Source organism: Janthinobacterium svalbardense (genome assembly GCF_002327145.1).
GTDB classification, from domain to species: domain Bacteria; phylum Pseudomonadota; class Gammaproteobacteria; order Burkholderiales; family Burkholderiaceae_D; genus Janthinobacterium; species Janthinobacterium tructae.
This window is the reverse complement of sequence record NZ_CP023422.1, coordinates 1-18,671: the sequence shown is the minus strand read 5'-3', so window position 1 is coordinate 18,671 and position 18,671 is coordinate 1. Positions and strand designations below refer to the sequence as shown.

Sequence of the window (18,671 nt, the reverse complement as noted above, 5' to 3'; positions counted from 1 at the left end):
GCGCTTACAGGGATTACTGCGCTTACAGGGCCACCTTGCTGCCCTGTTCCTGCAGCAGCGCCGCCTCGGCCAGGGCCTGGGCGCGCGCTTCCTCGGCCGCCTGTTCTGCTTTCTCATGCGCATCATGGCGCGCCTGCAGCGCCGCCCGCGCGCGCACGAAGACGATCTTGATGGCCGCCATCACGGGCACGGACAGGAAGATGCCCACCACGCCCCCCAACTGGTCGCCGGCCAGCAAGCCGACGATCACCATCAGCGGGCTCACTTCCACGCCTTCGCTCATCAGGTACGGATTGACCACGTAATCCTGGAACAAGCGGTAGGCGGCGATAAAGCCGATCAGCCAGAACACGTGATCGTAGCCGCTGAAACCGGCCACGACTACGGCGATGACGGCGGCCGCCAGCGGGCCGGCAAACGGGATGAATTCCAGCAAGGCGGCGGCGCCCGCCAGCAGCAGGCTGTACGGCACGCCCAGCAGGGAAAAGGCGATGCTGTAGGACACAAAAGTGGCGATCGACAACAGCAGCAGGGCGCGCACATAGCGCGACAGCAAGATGTCGAGGTCATCGATGATGGCGCCCCAGAGCTTCTTGTTCGGCCGGTTCAGCAGGGACAGCAAGCCGTCGCGCATGTCCGGCCCTTCCTTTATCAGCAAAAAGCTCAGCACGGGCACCAGCACCAGATAGATCAGGTTGCTGGCCGCATGCATGACGGTCAAGCCCAGTTCTTTCGCCAGCGGCATGGCTTGTCCGGTACCGCTGCTCAGCTGTGTCTGCATGAATGACAGCAGGCGCGCGCGCAAGGGTTCCATGAATTCCGGCAAGGGGATGCGCTCGGCAAAATTATTCCCTTTAAGCAGTGTTGGCAATTGATCGCTGAGCTTGATCGCCTCTTCCTCGATGCGCGCCCCGAAGATGGAGCCCAGTATCGCCACCAGCAAGATCACCACCAGGAAAACGATGCCGATATTGGCCGTGCGCGGCAGGCGCTTCGGCCCATAGCGCTCCAGCAGCCCGATCAGTGGATACACGAGATAGCTGAAGAAAATGGCAAAGACCACCACGATCAGAGTCGACGAGACCTTGTAGGTGAGGAAGAGCAGAAAGGCGATGAGGAAAGCCGTCCACACCATCTTGGCGACGCGCAGATTAAAACCGAACATAAAAATTCCTTAGACAGAGTTGCTGCTCAAGCGTGGTTGAGCTTGAGTTCAATAGATGCGCAGGGTAGGGATTCGGCGTAGCCGCACAGTAAGAAATCATACTGCAAAATAGCAAAATGCCATTTGCCTATGCGTGGGGGCAATCTTTCAGTGCTGTATGACATCACCCACCACCCGTTCGCGGCTGGGGGGCGTACCGAACATGCGCGTGTATTCGCGGCTGAATTGCGAGGCACTTTCATAGCCCACCTGATACGCGGCTTGCGAGGCATTGGCCGCGCGCGTGACGATCAGGCGCCGCGCTTGCAGCAGACGCAGCTGTTTTTGATATTGCAGCGGCGTCAGCGACGTGATGCTTTTGAAGTGCGCATGGAAGGACGAGACGCTCATGCCGGCCAGCGCCGCCAGGCGCCCGATGCCGATGGGGGCGGCAAAATCCGCTTGCATCAGGTGGATGGCTTCGGCGATGCGCAGGGTGCGGCTGTCGGGCGCCACCAGGCGGCGTAATTGTTCGCCTTGCGGGCTGCTCAGCAGCCAGTAATACAGTTCGCGCAGGATGGATGGCGCCAGCATGGCGATGGCGCGCGGCTGGCCCAGCAGTTGCACCAGCCGCAGCAGGCAATCGGCCGCCTGCTCTTCCAGCCGTCCCACGAAGACGCCCAGCGCCGCCGTGCCCGGCGCGACAGCCTCTCCGTCGAGCTGGCGGATCACGTCCTGCAACAGCTTGACGTCGAGTTCGAGGATTAGCGCGAGGAAGGGATGTTCCGGCGTGGCGTGCGTCACCCTGCCAAGAATAGGCAAGTCCACGCTGACAATCAAAAATTCCATGGCGCCGTAATCGAACAGCGCATCGCCCAGCATCACTTGCTTGGCGCCTTGCACGGCCAGGCACAGGGCGGGCGTGTACAGCGCATAGGCGGGCAGGGTTTTTTCGCCTATGCGCATCAGTTTCAGCGCTGCGATATCGGTCGCATAAAAGCCATCCGGCGTGTTGCGCGTTGCGGTATGCGCGGCGATGGCGGCCGCCAGTGGGGTAGTGGACATGGCATTCCTGGTCTGATAGCAGCAACGGTGCTGACTTTTTTTTGTGCAGCCATCGTAGCGTGCCTGTTCGTCGGCTGGCAAGCGGCTTGGAGTTTTAGGCATGGAATGTGGAGTTTTGCCTATTCACGCGGACCGCCTGCGGCGCGACACTGGTCGCCTCCTCACCCACCCAATGAATGCACATGTCAACCACTCAAACAATCGCACTGGTGACGGGCGCCAGCCGCGGCCTGGGCCGCAATGCCGCCCTGCACCTGGCCCGGCAAGGCGTCGACGTCATCCTCACCTACCATGCGCAGCGTGGCGAAGCCGAAGCCGTGGCGGCCGAAATCGGCCAACTGGGCCGCCGTGCCGCCGTCTTGCAACTCGACTGCGGCGACGTGGCCTCGTTCGACGGTTTTTCGCAGGCGCTGCAAGCCACCTTGCAAGGCTGGGGGCGCGATACCCTGGATTATTTGGTCAACAATGCCGGCATCGGCCTGATGGCGCCGTTTGCCGATACCAGTGAGGCCATGTTCGATCAGCTCATGAATATCCATTTCAAGGGCGTCTACTTCCTGACCCAGACTCTGCTGCCAGTGATCGCCGATGGCGGGCGTATCCTGAACCTGTCAAGCGGCTTGACCCGCTTCAGCTTGCCGGGCATGTCGGCCTACGCGGCCATGAAGGGCGCGGTCGAGGTGATGACGCGCTACCTGGCCAAAGAATTGGGCGCGCGCGGCATCACCGTCAACACGGTGGCGCCGGGCGCCATCGCCACGGATTTCGGCGGCGGCGACGTGCGCGACAATCCGCAGACGAACCAGTTCATCGCCGCGCAAACGGCGCTGGGCCGCGTGGGCCAGCCGGATGACATCGGCGCCATGATCGCGTCGCTGTTGTCGGACAGCAACCGCTGGGTCAATGGCCAGCGTATCGAAGTCTCGGGTGGCGCCTACTTGTAGGAGCTATTCTTTCTTCCAGCTGGCCACGGTGATGAACACACTGTCTTTCTTGCCCTGTTCGCGCAAGGTCACCGTGTAGCGGCCGCTGGCATCGCTGCCGCTGAAGACCACCTTCTCGTCATGCCCCTTCACTTGCGCGCCCTTGGCCAGCTTGGCGTAGGTGTTGAGCACCCAGTGGAAATCGGCATAGCTGCGCAGGGTGATGCTGGCATCGGGCATGGGCTCGTCGCCGGCCTCGGCCGCTTCCGTGGGCGTGCGCATGGGCAAACCGGCCAGGCCGGCCGGCGCGATGAGTTTGCCGCCGCTGGAGCTGCTGTTGAGTTCCGCATTCGGCAGCAGCAGGTGCAGCAAGCTGGCGGGAAAGCCGGGCGGCACGTCGCGCTGCTTCCAGCCGGGCAGGTCGGGACGGGTGCTAATGTATTCCACCACGGCAATGCTTTGCCGCTGTTCTGGCGCAGCCTGCACCAGCATCGGCGGCAGTTGCCGCGCCCACACCAGCAGCGGTGCGGCCATCTCGTCCTCTGCGCCTGGTGGCAGGAACAGTGTCAGCACGGCATGCGTGGACGGCAGGCAGGCGGGCGCACAATGGCCATTGACGAGGCCCAGCGCCAACAGCTTGCGTTGCGGGTCGAACAGCATGGCGGCGCGCCATGCACCGCGCGTGCCGGCATCGATGGAGGCCAGCACCGAGCGGCCGTCGGGCAGCATGGTGCGCGTGATGTCGTCCAGTGACTGCATGCTGTCGAGTACCTGGAGCGCGACCAGGGTGTCGTCCTGCGTATAGCTGCCACGCGCATAGCCCAGCAGCTTGAAGACGTCGGCGCGGATCTCGGGATGCTCGTTCAGGCTGAGCGGCGGCGATGGCACGGAGACGGGCACGGTGGCGGCCACGAAGGCGGCATCTTCGGCAGAAATGGCTTGTGCCATGCTGGAAAGCGGCAGGCACAGGGTAGCGCACAGCGACAGCATGCGAAGAGTGAATTTTCCTGGGGTGTTCAATGGCAATCCTTGTCGAGACGCCATGCCGGCCCGGTTGCCGGCATGCGCGCGCCGCGATCTTAGCATTCCAGGAATGAAACTCTTTCTGCTAAGCTTGGCTATTGAATCACTGTCCCCGTTATCATGGCCAAGGTCACCATTTCCTGCAGTATTCCCGTCGACGATGAGGTCGTGACCGAGTTCCTGCACAAGTACGTGCTTCAATCGCGTGTCGGCGCGGCCAGGAGATTGCGCATGGGAGAGAAGGGCTGCTTCTATACCAGTTCGTTGTACCAGGCAGACCACGCCAAGGTGAGCCGTTTGATTCGCCGCATGCTGGCGTTCTTTGAGAGCAAGGACATTCCCTTGACCATCCTCAAGATCGGCGCTCTGGACAGCTGGTACGAGGTGGATCCCGAACAGCGCGATCCGTGGAAGATTGCGCCGCAAGCCTTGTTGGCGCTGCTCGATGCCACGCCCGACGGCGATGGTCAGGCGGCGTTGAGCACGTAGCGGTTCTTGCCGCTTTTCTTGGCCTGGTACAAGGATTCATCGGCACGCCGGTAGCTGTGCGACAAGTCCGTTTCCTTGAGCATTTCCGCCATGCCGATGCTGACGGACACCTTGCGTTCCGGCACGAAAGCCGCCTCGACGCTGTCGACCAGTTGCGCGGCAAAGGCGCAGGCCGCGTTCTTTTCGCCCAGGTAAATGATGGCGAATTCCTCGCCGCCCAGGCGGCCGCACAGATGCTCGCCACACAGCCCGGCGATGATATCGGCAATCTTTTTCAGCACCTCGTCGCCCACCTCATGGCCGTACACGTCGTTGATTTGCTTGAAGTCATCGATGTCGATCATTAAAAAATATGCGGGCGTGTGCGCCGTGCGCTGCAGGACGCGGGCGCTTTGCGTAAACATGCGTCGATTGTTGAGCCCGGTCAAACCATCCTTGTAGGCCATCGTCGCCAGTTCGCGCTGGGAGCGGTAGTTATGGATGCGCAAGACGAGAAAATAGATATTCAGCGCCAGGCCGATGATCACGCTGATGGTCACGGCCAGCACAGGCCAATGCTGGTCGATACGCCCCGCATGCACGGGAAACTGCCCCAGCCCAACGATGGCCCACACGCCCAGCGAGACGCCCAGGTAATACGCGATGCCGCTGAAGATGGGTGCCGTCGTCAAGGTGATCATCACGCCCAGTGGCAACACCCAAAAAGCGGGATCTTCCGTGCCCAGTATCAGCACGCGAAAGCCGAAAGCGATGAACAGCACGCTGATGCTGCCGCTGGCGATGATGGCCTGCAGCGACCTCGCATACACGGTCAGCAGCAGCCCCACCAGCATGCCCGTCACGCCCAGCGCCGCCTGCGTATGATCGAGCGAAGCGCGCGACAAGGTCAGGCTGAACGTGACCAGCCAGCAAACCAGGCCAAACGTCAGGATGGCTATCGAAATGAAATGCAGTTCCTTGAAAAAGCGCTGCTGCTGCTCCCGTTCTCCTGAAAAGAACAGGTAATAGAAGGCAGGCGACAGGCTGCGCGAAGAGAACATTGCATTTGTCCTGGCAGACAACACGCCTTGCGGCAGGGCCGCCTCCCGGCAACGGCAGGCGGCATGGCGCAAGTACAAAAGTAGTTGCGCTCAGGAACTAGTGTACTGGTTTCTTGGGGGCAGTGGGAGTCGAGGCGAGGAAAACGGTGGACAATGTCCTGCTGCCGCCACAGTATGAAAGAAGTGCGCTTATTGCTCGATCAACACAGCTATACCGAGGCCATGCTGCAAACCGTCTGGCGCAGCAAGACCAATCAGATATCGCCGCCAGCATCGTCGGCGTCTTGACGCGATGTTGGATGGCAAGTTGGAGCCAGTGTTGCAAACCTTTGGCGAAGTGCTGTGGCCGAAGGCGGCTTGATAGCGCCAACATAAAATAAGGATTTCATTATTTCATTTTTGACCTTAAGTTAAAATAAGATATCCATTCATGTTAACTTCAGCGAATCTATGCAACGTGGACTCACGGGGAATGGATACGGCAAGGGTAGCCCGTCAGTTTTCGATTGCTGACGGAAGTACATCAAGCGCTGATGACGTTGGGCATGTGCAATTTGAAACCATCCATTCCTTCCTGGATGGCAATGGCCGCCTCGGTCGCATGCTGATACCGCTGATACTGGTTGACGCCCGTATCCTGCAGGAACCGCTGCTGTATCTTTCCGTGTTCTTCAAACAGCATCGTGTAACCTACTACCGCTTCCTGCAACAGGGACGCATCAGCGGCAACTGGGAAGCATGGCTGCTGTTCTTTGCCGATGCCATCGCCGCCACCGCTAATCAGGCCGTCAGCACGGCCCAGGCGCTGACGCAGTTGCTGGCGCAAGACAAGGCACGGCTGGCGGAACTGGTCGCTTGGCGGGGTCGGCCAAGCACATCCTCGATGCGCTGTTTGCGCACCCCATCTTGAATATTGCCACCCTGAGCAAGACCACCGGCTTGACCGCCGCAACGGTGGGCAAGGCACTCGATGCCATGGCAGGTACGCTGGGCATGGTGCAGGAAGTGACCGGCCAAAAACGCAACCGCGTGTATGCCTACAGTGCGTACATCAACATTTTGAATCAGGATACAAGCTAATGAACAACAACGATATTGTCCAGAAACTCTGGAACCCCAGCGACGTGCTGCGCGATGATGCATTGGCGCTGAGATTGCGCAGAAGTTTGGATATCGGCACGGCTGAGATCGTGTCGTAATGGCGGATCTGACCCCGTCTCTTGGGACGTTTGAAGGCCGCGTAATCAACGACATCGCAAATTTGGAAAGCGTTCAATGGTGGCATCGAAATCTTTCGAGAGGAAAGGGCTTCCGCATCAATGGATTCCTCAATCACTACCCAGATTTCATTTTAAAAATGAAATCTGGAAAAACCGTAGTCTTGGAAACTAAGGGTGATGACCGAGATAATACCGATTCAGAACTCAAGTTGAAGCTCGGGAAATTATGGGAATCGAAAGCTGGAGCGTCGTTCAAGTACATGATGGTATTCGACAATAATCCCATTGAGGGCGCCGAACGCCTTTCGGATGCGCTGAAGAAGTTAGCACAGTTCTAATTACCATGACAAGTCAACGGAAATCAACTACGACTCCATTGGATCGGTCTCGATACAAAAATCCCGACAATGATCCGCGAGGGCCGTATGTTTCGGTCGATGTAACTGCGCCTATTGATCGACCGATTTTACAATACGAATGGCACGGAAAATTTCCTCCAAGCGGCAGATCTTGGCGCTACCTTAAGGAAAGAGCATTTGAACTCGAAGCAGATGGACGCATTCAGATTTCATCGTCCGGAAGGATCACTCTAAAACGCTTCTTAAGCGAAGTAAGCGCACCAGATACTAGCGATTCGCTCACCATCGCTTCGTCGGGGCTGGAAATCATTGTTCGTGCTGCGATGAGAGGTATAGCAATTGCTATCGCTGAGAATCCGTTGTGCTTGAAGGATGTCGAATGGCGAGATTTAGAACGTGTACTTCGCGAGGTGTTTGAAAAAATGGGATTCATGACCCGGCTAACGCGCTCGGGCAAGGACGGCGGATTCGATCTTGAACTTCAGTGTACCGGTCTTAGTGGGAGTAAGACGTTTCTTGTCGAGGTCAAGCACTGGGCAGGTAGCGGCAAGAAACCCGGTCGCACAGCTCTAAAATCACTGATCGACGTGATCGCACGAGCAGCTGACGGGACAACGGGATTGTTACTTTCATCAACGGGATTCACCACCGATGTTATGAACGGTCGAACTGAAGTCGAACAGCACATAGTTCGCCTCGGGACGGAGAGCAAAATCGTTTCCTTGTGTCAAAACTATCTGCAAGGCGAATCCGGTTTATGGTCCCCAACGACCGAACTTGCAGACATGCTACTTCAAGGGACGACGTAATGCCTGCACTGCCGATGCCGATATCGTTCACTTCACTTGCCGTGAAAGGTGTACCGGCTACCCTGTACGCGATGGTCCGCTGGCCGAGCTGCATCTGTATGGCGGTAATGCCGCCGCGCTTGTTCAGGAGATATGCGCTCATTGCCGTAAGGGAAGTAGAGCGATTTCAAATGCACATCCCCATGCCTGTTCTGATTAATTCATAGGCATGGAGAGCTTGATTTGCTAAAATTATAAAATTGGCAATGATAGAGCGATATGAATGCCATCTACACTAAATGCGTCGACAAGGCGCCTGGCAAAAAAAGAACAATTCTAAGGAGTGACGATGGCAGGTGAAACAATCAACAAGGCCAAAATGGCCGAAAAGCTGTCGAGAGAGATTTTCGCTGAATTCCTTTGGCAAAGAATGGGGCCGACAAACCTGAATTGGCCGTGCGAGGACGAAGCCACCCACAAGGTCAAAACGCATCCGTCGGATGTGGTCTTCTACTACGAAGAACCATATCGGCAGGCCCGAACCTACGTGAACTGTGACCTGAAGAGTTACGGTAAGGGTTCGATTACTGCCGGCAGTATTCGGTCCGCGATTGAAAGCCTCGCGAGAGCGATCAGCTGCGCCGAAAAAAGCGAAGAGTTCCGGACCAATTTCTTGCACGACCACATTTCGCCGGAAATTTGCGGCCTGCTATTCGTCTATAACCATGACGGCGAATACGACAAGGACTTCAATGGGTTGTTGACCCAGATCAAGAACGAGAAGCTCGATATCCCGACCAAGTCGAAAATCGTCGTGTTCGGGCCAAGCGACGTGTATTGGTTGAACAACGTGCATCACGAAATCGCCTATATGCGCGGTAGTGCTAGCATCCTGCCGGACCGGGAATATTGCCGATATTTTTATCCGCATCTGGTACGGCGGAAGAACGTGCAACTCGAACACGCAAAAGCGTGTACGTTGGAAATGCTGACTGCGCCTTGGATAGTGCTGTCATATACGGACCCAAAGAAACAGAACAGGAAGGGCTTCGTCGTTTTTTGCAGGCAGCGGGGAACGTCCGTGGAAGAGTACCTGTACCTCATCGACTACCTCATGCACTACCAAGTCCTCGTGGACGGCACAGACGTTTTTATCAAGACGCTGGATGCTCATCCGAGTGCGGCAGCGCATTTCGGTAAGGCGAAGGATCAGTATGTCGATGAATACGGCGGCGGCACTGACATCAAGGATCGCCTGAATTCGATCCAGTTTTCCCAGATCAACGACGTGCGAACGAAATTTTCTGAACTTGAATTGGGGATGGACAATGGCTAAGAACACGCTGCTGTACTGCGCGACCGATAAGGAAATTTATGATGTCCTGATGTCATCAAGACAGCGCATCAGCCCAGCCGTGATCCTCGAATTGGCAAAGGACAGGGGCATCTTCTATTCGTCGAAAGACAGTCGGGAAACCTTGGTTGACAGCCTGTCGTTGCTGACTCACGATTACAACGACCTGAACATTATCCTGGACCAGCGCGAGCACGCCGGTCGCGCGGAAAAAATCACTTCGGTTACCCTCAATGCCGCGCTGACGATAGAAGACATCAAGGAGATAGCGAAAGAATACATCGCCGATTCCCCGTCGGACGAAAAGGCGACCGCGCATCAAAAGGGGACGGACCAATACGTGGTCAACGTCAAGTACTCCGAAATCGATTATTCGAAGACTCGCTTAGTCCAGCGCACTCCGAAGGAGGCCGGCATCGAGTTTCACGTTGAAGGCGACAAGACGATTGTACGGATGCCCGCAAACGCGAAGGCAAAGGAAATCGTCAGCGACTTGAAGGATCGCCTCGACGGCAGGAAGAAAGCCGATATCCCGACGGAGCTCATCGAGATATCAGAATTTTCCACTGCTGCCCAGAGGACGCAATTCTTCACTTCGCTGATCAGTTCATTGAATGGCTTCAAGCTTGACAATGTAACGAGCGTCAAGGTCGAGCCGATTAAGCGGGAAGTCGACGACGAAGAGCTGGACCTTGAGGACGATCAAGGCAAGGATCTCGCAAAGCAGGAAGCATTGGCATTGGTTAGGAACGTAGCCCTCAAGGGGGAAAGTCTGCTCGCGTCTGAAGAGTACCAAAGCCTTCAGAAAAAAGGGTTCTTCATTACCTCGATCATTTGGCGGTCGAAACAAACGCAAGTGCCGTATCCGATTGTCGAATTCGAAGCCGCGTTCGAAGATCCGGGTGCGGGAAAAGGTTTCAAGTATTCCGTGCGCGGCGCATTGAATTTTTCCGATGGCGAATACACGAAGACGCTGCGTCCGATTTCGACTGAAGACAGGCAGGAATTCCTGGCAACCATCGAGCAAACTGCGAGTCGCATCATTTCGGAAATTCGAAAGACCATTTCCGAATCGGAGTCCGCCGCAGTGCAGCCTTTGTCTGGAACCCAATCATGAAACGAGTTCGGTGGTTGAAAGCTCAGTGGCCCTTTACGATTAGGGCGCTGGCCGCGAAAATGAAGACGCAGCTTTTTACTCCGGATAGTTTTGACGGGTTCGTAATCGAACGAGTTCGCGATGACTCCATCGAAGCCCACTACATCGAAAAGCTGAACTATAAGGAGACCGTTACCGATCCGTTCGGAAACGAAGAATCATTTGACCGGATAACATACAGGCGAATTGACTTCACCTTTTTTTCAGAATTCCCGCATATTGAGCTGCGTGATGCTCACCGGAGCACGCGCGAATTCCTCAGCAAGGTACTCGAACTATGTAATTTCTCGGTTGCGGTGGAGCCAATCAACGTCGATCTCTTGCTGTGGGTCGAAATTCTTCAAAAGCAATTGGGCAAGAAAGTGATTGTCGATTCGCTTCAGGTCGCTGGCCTTGAACTCGAACCGGAAATTAGCGCAAAAATTCTGCTGAAGGGCGGGAAAGACGTTCGTGACGCTCTGAAGCAGCTATCGGGCAAAAGAAAATCTACGCTGGAAAAAATTCAAGTGAAAATCCCGGTTGGCCAACTCGTGTTTCCAATCCATATGTCCAACTCTGGTATAGCTAGGATTCCGGAAGAACACCTGAACGACTATATCCGGATCGTCCGCCAGAGTTTGACGGCAAATCCTTAGAACGGGCATGCGAATGAATCGCCTCCAGGAGATGGGATTCCAACCGTAGGGCACTGGCTGCTGGAGGAACGCGGACTAACACTAAACCTGCGCGCGCTTACCACCGCGATTATTACAAGTGTGATGCTATTTACGCCCGCCTTGCGACAGCGCGGGCAGGCCGTTTGCTCTGCCTTCCTTTTGATTTTGCGCTAAAAGCGGCTAACACAGCGCGTACAAATTAATTTGAAGTCTAAGTATTATCGTCAAAGATAAAATCAATAGTTTCACGAATTTCAGGAGTAGCATTTACGAACTTTAGTTGCTTGTATGCCGCCATGCCTAAGGTTTTAATTGGCGAGGCTAATAGTGCGCTCAAAAAACTATGTGGCGAACTGACTACTCTATCGAAATCGATCACTATTGTTTTTCCAGCATTAATTTCAGGAAATAGACGTCGATCACGAAATTTAATAGCCGCTTCTTTATCTTCGGCATAATTCCCAAAATAGTTAGATATACTTATATAATGCCGATTGTCATCTTCCTTTTTATCTCCCTCTTTTAACTCCTTGGCAGCAAAATCGCGAAATTCTTGCATGATCTTATGGAGTTCGAATTGGGGATTGTCTTCAAGTCGGACAGTAACTAGCACGAATGTACCTGGCCAGTTGGTTTGCATTGTTTTCCCCGTAATGTCTCTTGGGGAAATGTGCAAAAGTCCATTGCCAGAAACCACGTGCATATCAGCATTCAATCTTCGAATAATATTAGATGATATGTATAAGCCCATGCCGGCATTGTTCTTGTTCGTGTAAGGATCATTTCTCCCGAAAGTGCCCGAAATTTTTGGTTTGATTGCCAACTTAATAGCTTCTTCATCCGATTCTTGTCCAGGATAAGCTTGTTCTATATGTCTTTTTACGCCGATCCCAATGTCCGCAATAATGAATTGAATTTCATTACGAGTCTTATACCAAGTGAATTGAACAATCGATGGAATTTGTGTTTGTTTTCTTCCTTTTTTTGTATAGGCGCGTCCATGCTCCAAAGTATTATATAAAAGCTCCCCAAGTACATATCGTAATGTTCCTTCGTACTCTACATTGAATCCCTTTGTATAAGATTCTGCCGCCTGAATTACACCTTTGAAGTCATCAATGTTTCTAACCGCAAACAGTGGTTTTTTTTGATACCCCTTAAATTGCTGATTTTCATTACCAAGTACCCAAAATAGTCCAGGGGCACCCATTTGACCCCACATCGCGCTTACTCCATGGTCTTTTGTGTTTTCAGTAATAAACCTTACGTTACATCCCTGAGTACTCAGTCTCCAGCCATAAAGAACTAATAAGGATAATGCTTGAAAATTGGCCGACAAACAGTTACGCAAATCAATTCTGACATTTCGGTCGCTCAGTGTCCAATCAAAAAATTTTAAAAAGGACTCAAAATCAAATATATCATGATCCTTAAAAGCAAATACGCGCGGGAGGTCTAGTGTAATAGACCGATTTCTGGAAATATTCTCTTTTATAGCTCTCAGTTCGCTGGGAAGCATGTTTGTCCTCTCGCATTTAAAGTTTTTGTAATCGATTTCCAAGGAAATTAAAATATTTCTTTCTGCCGCTTGCTACTTAAATGCGGCTTACTAATTTCTAACCTGAACCTAAGTGATGGAATCTCCTTAGGAATGCGAATGTTATTTCAAATCAATATTATAATAATTTCCATAACAATGGTAGTACCTTATGTTCCTTTTGGAATCTTTCTTAGATGCTCTGGTATGCATTGTTCAAGTCAGCCTTTTAAATGAAAAATGCCAACTAAAAAGTTGGCATTTTTACTTAATTTGAAGCACAATTTTTCACTAATTTGGCACAGTTTTCATTAATTGTGTCATCCGACAGCTTTATACGTCAATATTCCCCGCACGCAGCGCATTATTCTCAATAAACGCCCTGCGTGGTTCCACATCATCGCCCATCAGCGTCGTAAAGATCTGATCCGCAGCAATCGCGTCTTCGATCTGCACTTTCAACAAGCGGCGGACGGTCGGGTCCATTGTGGTTTCCCACAGCTGGCTCGGGTTCATCTCGCCCAGACCTTTGTAGCGCTGTTTCGAGACGGTGCGTTCGGCTTCGTCGCGCAGCCATTGCATGGCATGGTGGAAGTCGGCCACGGCGATTTCCTTGATGCGCTCGCCTTCGCCGCGGCGCACGAAGGCGCCTTCGCCGATCAGGCCTTCGAAAGTGGCGGCGCCGCTGCTCAGCACGGCGTAGTCCGGGCCTTGCACGAAGTCGGCGTCGATGGCCGTGACTTTGATGTTACCGTGGTGCATGCGCTCGATGCGCAGCATGTGTTTTTCCGACAACTCGTCGGAACGCACATGCACTTTGACCGCGCTGTCGTTGATGGCCGTCTGCAGGGCCAGGGCGGAGGTTTCCGCCAGGTCCAGGGTCGACAGGTCCAGCTGCACGCCCGTCATGATGGCCGTCAGGGCGGCGCGGTCGATGACGCGCGTCAGACGCGTCATGATGCTGTTCGACAGGTTGAACTTGCGCACCAGTTCCGTCAGCGTCTCGCCGGAAATGCCTTCCGCGCCTGTGCGCGGCACCAGCACGGCCGTGTTCAGCGCCACCGTCATCATGTAGCTCGCTTCTTCGGCGTCATCTTTCAGATAGCGCTCGTCGCGGCCCGCTTTCACTTTGTACAGCGGCGGTTGCGCGATGTAGATGTGGCCGCGTTCGACCAGTTGCGGCATCTGGCGGTAGAACAGGGTCAGCAGCAGGGTGCGGATGTGGGCGCCGTCGACGTCCGCATCGGTCATGATGATGATGCGGTGGTAGCGCAGCTTTTCGACGTTGAATTCGTCCGGTCCGATCGAGGTGCCGAGGGTGGCGATCAGGGTGGTGATCTGCTCGGACGACAGCATTTTCTCGAAACGGGCTTTTTCCACGTTCAAGACTTTACCGCGCAGCGGCAAGATCGCCTGGAACTTGCGGTCGCGCCCTTGTTTTGCCGAGCCACCTGCCGAGTCACCCTCGACGATGTACAGTTCGCACAGGGCGGGGTCTTTTTCCTGGCAGTCGGCCAGCTTGGCCGACAGGCCCAGGCCGTCCATGATGCCTTTGCGGCGCGTCAAATCGCGGGCCTTGCGGGCCGCTTCACGGGCGCGTGCCGCTTCGACGATCTTGCCGCAAATGATCTTGGCGTCGTTCGGTTTTTCTTGCAGGTAATCGGCCAGGGTCTTGGCGACGATCTCTTCGACGGGACCGCGCACTTCGGACGATACCAGCTTGTCTTTCGTCTGCGACGAGAATTTCGGTTCCGGCACTTTCACGGACAGCACGCAGGTCAGTCCTTCGCGCATGTCGTCGCCGGAAATTTCCACTTTCGCCTTTTTGGCGAACTCGTGTTCATCGATGTATTTGTTGATCACGCGCGTCATGGCCGCGCGCAAGCCCGTCAGGTGGGTGCCGCCGTCGCGTTGCGGGATGTTATTCGTAAAGCACAGCACCTGTTCGTTGTAGGCATCGTTCCACTGCATCGACACGTCGACCGAGATGTTCGTGCCCTGGTCCGACATGCGCTCGCCCGTGGCCTGGAAAATGGTCGGGTGCAAGACCGACTTGGCCTTGTTGATGTACTCGACAAAGCCGCGCGTGCCGCCTTCGAAGGCGAAGATTTCTTCCTTGCCCGTGCGCTGGTCGGACAATTTGATCTTCACGCCATTGTTCAGGAAGGACAGTTCGCGGATGCGCTTGGCCAGGATTTCGTAGTGGAATTCCACATGCGTGAAAATCTCTTCGTCGGCCCAGAAATGTACGTCGGTACCGCGTTTGTCCGTCTCGCCGATGACCTTGATCGGCGAGGTGGCGATGTCGCCCACCATGACGATCTGGCGGTCTTGCGGCACGCCGCGCACGAATTCCATGTGATGCACTTTGCCATCGCGGCGGATGGTCAGTTTCAGCAATTTCGACAGGCCATTCACGCAAGATACGCCCACGCCGTGCAAGCCGCCCGATACTTTATAGGAGTTCTGGTCGAACTTGCCGCCCGCGTGCAGTTCGGTCATGACGATTTCCGCCGCCGAACGCTTCGGATCGTGCTTGTCGTCCATTTTCAGGCCGGTCGGCACGCCGCGGCCATTGTCGGTGATCGAGATCGAATTGTCGCTGTGGATGGTCACGTGGATGTCGGTGCAGTGGCCGGCCAGCGATTCATCGATGGAGTTGTCCAGCACTTCGAATACCAGATGGTGCAAGCCGGTGCCGTCCGAGGTGTCGCCAATGTACATGCCCGGGCGTTTGCGCACGGCTTCCAGGCCTTCCAGGATCTGGATGGAGGAGGCGCCGTATTCTTCCGTGATGGCCTGGATCGGGGTGTCTTGTGGATTCTCGGACATGGACTGCTTTCTCAAATAACGATTGCTGTAGGGGTCAGACCCTGCGGGTCTGACCCCGGCCTTTCATTGGGTTTTGGGTGATAGCGTAATTCACCCCAACGGCAACTGCTGGGGTCAGACCCGGAGGGACTGACCCCTTTGTTTAAATGCGCATCGGCATGACGACATACTTGAAGTCGGCATTGTCCGGGATGGAGATCAGGGCGGACGAATTCGAGTCGCCCAGCGCGATGTTGACGTATTCGCATTTCAGGTTGTTCAGCACATCGAGCAGATACGTCACGTTGAAGCCGATGTCGACGGAGTCGCCGCCGTAATCGATTTCCAGCTCTTCGACGGCTTCTTCCTGGTCCGCATTGGTCGAGCTGATCTTCATGCTGCCCGGGGTGATGATGCAGCGCACGCCCTTGAACTTGTCGCTGGTCATGATGGCGGCACGTTGCAGCGAGCGCAGCAGTTCATCGCGGCCGATGGTGAAGTCGTTTTTGTAGCCTTTTGGAATCACGCGCGTGTAGTCGGGAAACTTGCCTTCCACCAGCTTCGAGATCAGCTCGATGTCGGCAAAGGTCAGTTTCACCTGATTGGCGGCGATGTCCAGCTGCACCGGTTCATCGTTCTCTTCCAGCAGGCGCTGCAGTTCGATGATGGTCTTGCGCGGAATAATCACTTCCTGGCGCGCAAACGTCTGCTCGGTGGCGACCTGGCAAAACGCCAGGCGGTGGCCGTCGGTGGCCACGGCGATGACATGATTGCCATCCAGAACCAGCAGCAAGCCGTTCAGGTAGTAGCGGATGTCTTGCTGCGCCATCGAGAAATGCACCATGTTGAACAGGTGTTTCAGCGTTTTTTGCGGCAGGGTGACGGACGCGTTGTAGCTTTCCGCCTGTTGTACGGTAGGAAACTCTTCCGCCGCCAGGGTTTGCAGGGCGAAGCGCGACTTGCCCGTTTGCACGGTCAGGCGCTTGTTGAGCAGGGTCATCGTGACGTCGCCCGATTCGGGCAGGGCGCGCAAAATGTCCAGCAGCTTGCGCGCGGCCACGGTGGTGCCGGTCACGTCCGCACCGGAACCGATTTCCGCGTGCGTGGTGATCTGCACTTCGGTGTCGGTCGACAGGAAGGAGACATTTTCACCGTCTTTGCGGATGAGGATATTGGCCAGAATCGGCATAGTGTGCCGACGCTCGACAATACCGCTCACGATCTGCAGTGGCCGGAGAAGGGTATCTCGGGTGGTTTTGACCAATTGCATATTTATCCTCAATGTATAGGTTGAACAGTACGACGTTTAACGTATTAATTTAACAATTGTTGCCATAGGGAGCCCCGACAGGCCGGCTGCGGTGCCCTCCCAGATGATAAGGGTAAAGCACGTTTTGAGCCAGTCTTGCCAAATGGTGCTTAGCCCTTCAACGTTTGCTCCAGCACATGCAATTCGTGGTTGCATTCCGGGTTCTTGGTGCGGTCCAGCGCGATCTTGCGCACGGCATGCAGCACCGTGGTGTGGTCGCGGCCGCCGAACAGCTCGCCGATTTCCGGCAGGCTCTTCTGTGTCAATTCCTTGGCCAGGTACATGGCGATCTGGCGCGGCCGGGCGATATTCGCGGGCCGGCGCTTGGAATACATGTCGGCTACCTTGATATTGAAGAAGTCGGCCACCGTTTTCTGAATGTTTTCCACGGAAATCTGGCGGTTCTGCACCGACAGCAAGTCCTTCAGGGCTTCCTTGACGATATCGATAGTTATATCTTTGCCATGGAAACGCGAATACGCCAGAATTTTGCGCAGCGCGCCTTCGAGCTCGCGCACGTTCGAGCGCAAGTGCTTGGCGACAAAGAAGGCCACGTCGTCGGAGAAGGTCACGCCTTCCTGCTTGGCTTTTTTCAGCAGAATCGCCACGCGCATTTCCAGTTCCGGCGGCTCGATGGCCACCGTCAGGCCCGAGTCGAAGCGCGAAATCAGGCGGTCGTCCATGCCCGTGATTTCCTTCGGATAGGTATCCGAGGTGATGATGATCTGTTTCTTCGCAGCAATTAATGCCTCGAACGCATAGAAAAACTCTTCCTGCGTGCGGCTCTTGCCGCCAAAGAACTGGATATCATCGATCAGCAGCATGTCGAGCGAGTGATAGTAATGCTTGAAGTCGTCGAAACCCTTGCGCTGGTAAGCGGTCACTACGTCGCGAACGTACTGTTCTGCGTGGATGTAGCGGATCTTCGCACCCGGATTGTCTGCCATCACCTGGTTGCCGATGGCGTGGATCAAGTGAGTTTTACCCAGGCCAACGCCGCCGTAGAAGAACAGCGGGTTATACGACACGCCCGGATTGTTCGCCACTTGGATGGCGGCGGCGCGCGCCAGCTGGTTGGCCTTGCCCGTCACGAAGCTGTCGAAAGTCAGGTCGGTGTTGATGCGGCTCTGCTCGCGGCGCGGCGCCGCGCCGATGCTCAGTTCCGGCACGCTGGGCTGCGGTTCCGCGGCGCGCGCGCTGGGCGCGCCGCCATTCGGATCGCTGGCCGGGGTGCTGGCGGTGACGGGCTTCTTCGGCAGGGCCAGGCGCGGGTCGAGCACGAACTGCACTTCCGTGGGCGCTTCGAAGTACTGAATGGCCAGGGCAGTGATGCGGCTGGCGAACTGGGTCTTGACCCAATCGAGCTTGAAGCGATTGGGCGCAGCAATGCGCAGCTTGCCCTCTTCGTAATCGAGAGGGATAAGCGGTTTGATCCACGCACTGAATTGTTGCGGTGTCAGCTCCAGTTCCAACTGCGCGGAACAGGCCTGCCAGAAATTATCCATGTATGTCTATGTGAAAAGGTGTGGGAGGGCGTATCGATTCTGCCCTGCGTTCACCGTGTTGCAAGGCCGGCGTCGCGCGAGGGCTCGCCACACGTAACGCGCTATTCTACTCCCGACTGCCAAAGTTATCCACAGGCACGGCTGTTATTTTTCTGTGGCGGGGTGGGGCGCCGTGTGTATAAGAGGCGACTTATCCCCCGGTTATCCCGATGCAGGCAGTGCTGGCGCGGCCTGTGGCGGGGGCGTGCCGGTGGATGGGGTACGGCGCGAAAATTTCCGGGCGATCACGGCA

The 18,671-nt window shown here is 55.5% G+C and carries 17 protein-coding genes; 9 read left to right on the top strand and 8 right to left on the bottom strand.

The window, feature by feature from the left end:
- Nucleotides 1-22: 22 nt before the first annotated feature.
- Together CNX70_RS00080 and CNX70_RS00075 are read right to left on the bottom strand one after the other, a co-directional pair.
- Complete coding sequence (locus CNX70_RS00080; protein ID WP_096232469.1) at nucleotides 23-1,165, bottom strand: AI-2E family transporter; 1,143 nt, start codon at nucleotides 1,163-1,165, stop codon at nucleotides 23-25.
- A gap of 147 nt (nucleotides 1,166-1,312) precedes the next feature.
- A complete protein-coding gene (locus tag CNX70_RS00075) occupies nucleotides 1,313-2,209 on the bottom strand; it encodes an AraC family transcriptional regulator (protein WP_096232467.1) in 897 nt (298 codons plus the stop codon).
- A 182-nt stretch (nucleotides 2,210-2,391) separates the two neighbouring features.
- Here CNX70_RS00075 and CNX70_RS00070 point away from each other — a divergent pair, with 182 nt between their 5' ends.
- Nucleotides 2,392-3,153 (top strand): SDR family NAD(P)-dependent oxidoreductase, encoded by a 762-nt coding sequence (locus CNX70_RS00070; protein ID WP_096232465.1) that lies wholly within the window; start codon nucleotides 2,392-2,394, stop codon nucleotides 3,151-3,153.
- A 3-nt stretch (nucleotides 3,154-3,156) separates the two neighbouring features.
- Here CNX70_RS00070 and CNX70_RS00065 read toward each other — a convergent pair whose 3' ends face one another.
- Nucleotides 3,157-4,122: a hypothetical protein gene (locus CNX70_RS00065; RefSeq protein ID WP_096232463.1), complete on the bottom strand. Its 966-nt coding sequence runs from the start codon at nucleotides 4,120-4,122 to the stop codon at nucleotides 3,157-3,159.
- 153 nt (nucleotides 4,123-4,275) lie between these two features.
- Between CNX70_RS00065 and CNX70_RS00060 the strand changes: the two genes are divergently transcribed.
- Nucleotides 4,276-4,644 (top strand): hypothetical protein, encoded by a 369-nt coding sequence (locus tag CNX70_RS00060; RefSeq protein WP_096232461.1) that lies wholly within the window; start codon nucleotides 4,276-4,278, stop codon nucleotides 4,642-4,644.
- Here the strand turns inward: CNX70_RS00060 and CNX70_RS00055 are convergent.
- Nucleotides 4,623-5,684, bottom strand: a complete 1,062-nt coding sequence (locus tag CNX70_RS00055) for a GGDEF domain-containing protein (RefSeq protein WP_096232459.1) — start codon at nucleotides 5,682-5,684, stop codon at nucleotides 4,623-4,625. The genes CNX70_RS00060 and CNX70_RS00055 overlap by 22 nt on opposite strands.
- Nucleotides 5,685-6,231: 547 nt before the next feature.
- On the opposite strand from CNX70_RS00055, the gene CNX70_RS28665 reads away from it, so the two are divergent.
- The 7 genes from CNX70_RS28665 to CNX70_RS00025 all read left to right on the top strand — a co-directional run bounded on the left by CNX70_RS28665 (nucleotide 6,232) and on the right by CNX70_RS00025 (nucleotide 11,196).
- Entirely contained in the window at nucleotides 6,232-6,594 is a 363-nt protein-coding gene (locus CNX70_RS28665) for a Fic family protein (protein ID WP_208624477.1), read from the top strand.
- Entirely contained in the window at nucleotides 6,591-6,764 is a 174-nt protein-coding gene (locus tag CNX70_RS28660) for a hypothetical protein (RefSeq protein WP_208624476.1), read from the top strand. Before CNX70_RS28665 ends, CNX70_RS28660 begins: the two co-directional genes overlap by 4 nt.
- A gap of 118 nt (nucleotides 6,765-6,882) precedes the next feature.
- A complete protein-coding gene (locus CNX70_RS00045; RefSeq protein WP_096232457.1) occupies nucleotides 6,883-7,242 on the top strand; it encodes a hypothetical protein in 360 nt (119 codons plus the stop codon).
- Between the two features lie 5 nt (nucleotides 7,243-7,247).
- On the top strand, nucleotides 7,248-8,072 hold the full coding sequence (locus CNX70_RS00040) for a restriction endonuclease (RefSeq protein ID WP_096232455.1): 825 nt from the start codon (nucleotides 7,248-7,250) through the stop codon (nucleotides 8,070-8,072).
- Nucleotides 8,073-8,400: 328 nt separating this feature from the next.
- On the top strand, nucleotides 8,401-9,387 hold the full coding sequence (locus tag CNX70_RS00035) for a PD-(D/E)XK nuclease domain-containing protein (protein ID WP_096232453.1): 987 nt from the start codon (nucleotides 8,401-8,403) through the stop codon (nucleotides 9,385-9,387).
- On the top strand, nucleotides 9,380-10,522 hold the full coding sequence (locus CNX70_RS00030; protein ID WP_096232451.1) for a hypothetical protein: 1,143 nt from the start codon (nucleotides 9,380-9,382) through the stop codon (nucleotides 10,520-10,522). Before CNX70_RS00035 ends, CNX70_RS00030 begins: the two co-directional genes overlap by 8 nt.
- Nucleotides 10,519-11,196 carry a hypothetical protein gene (locus tag CNX70_RS00025; protein ID WP_157750860.1) on the top strand — a complete coding sequence of 226 codons (678 nt, stop codon included), beginning with the start codon at nucleotides 10,519-10,521 and terminating at the stop codon, nucleotides 11,194-11,196. The genes CNX70_RS00030 and CNX70_RS00025 overlap by 4 nt, the downstream gene beginning before the upstream one ends.
- Before the next feature lie 232 nt (nucleotides 11,197-11,428).
- On the opposite strand, the gene CNX70_RS00020 is transcribed toward CNX70_RS00025, so the two are convergent.
- The 4 genes from CNX70_RS00020 to dnaA all read right to left on the bottom strand — a co-directional run bounded on the left by CNX70_RS00020 (nucleotide 11,429) and on the right by dnaA (nucleotide 18,379).
- Nucleotides 11,429-12,736 (bottom strand): STAS-like domain-containing protein, encoded by a 1,308-nt coding sequence (locus tag CNX70_RS00020; RefSeq protein ID WP_096238201.1) that lies wholly within the window; start codon nucleotides 12,734-12,736, stop codon nucleotides 11,429-11,431.
- A 351-nt stretch (nucleotides 12,737-13,087) separates the two neighbouring features.
- Nucleotides 13,088-15,586: a DNA topoisomerase (ATP-hydrolyzing) subunit B gene (gene gyrB, locus CNX70_RS00015; RefSeq protein ID WP_096232447.1), complete on the bottom strand. Its 2,499-nt coding sequence runs from the start codon at nucleotides 15,584-15,586 to the stop codon at nucleotides 13,088-13,090.
- 142 nt (nucleotides 15,587-15,728) lie between these two features.
- Complete coding sequence (gene dnaN / locus CNX70_RS00010) at nucleotides 15,729-16,835, bottom strand: DNA polymerase III subunit beta (RefSeq protein ID WP_086147318.1); 1,107 nt, start codon at nucleotides 16,833-16,835, stop codon at nucleotides 15,729-15,731.
- Between the two features lie 149 nt (nucleotides 16,836-16,984).
- Nucleotides 16,985-18,379, bottom strand: a complete 1,395-nt coding sequence (gene dnaA, locus CNX70_RS00005; RefSeq protein ID WP_034781304.1) for a chromosomal replication initiator protein DnaA — start codon at nucleotides 18,377-18,379, stop codon at nucleotides 16,985-16,987.
- Between the last annotated feature and the right edge of the window lie 292 nt (nucleotides 18,380-18,671).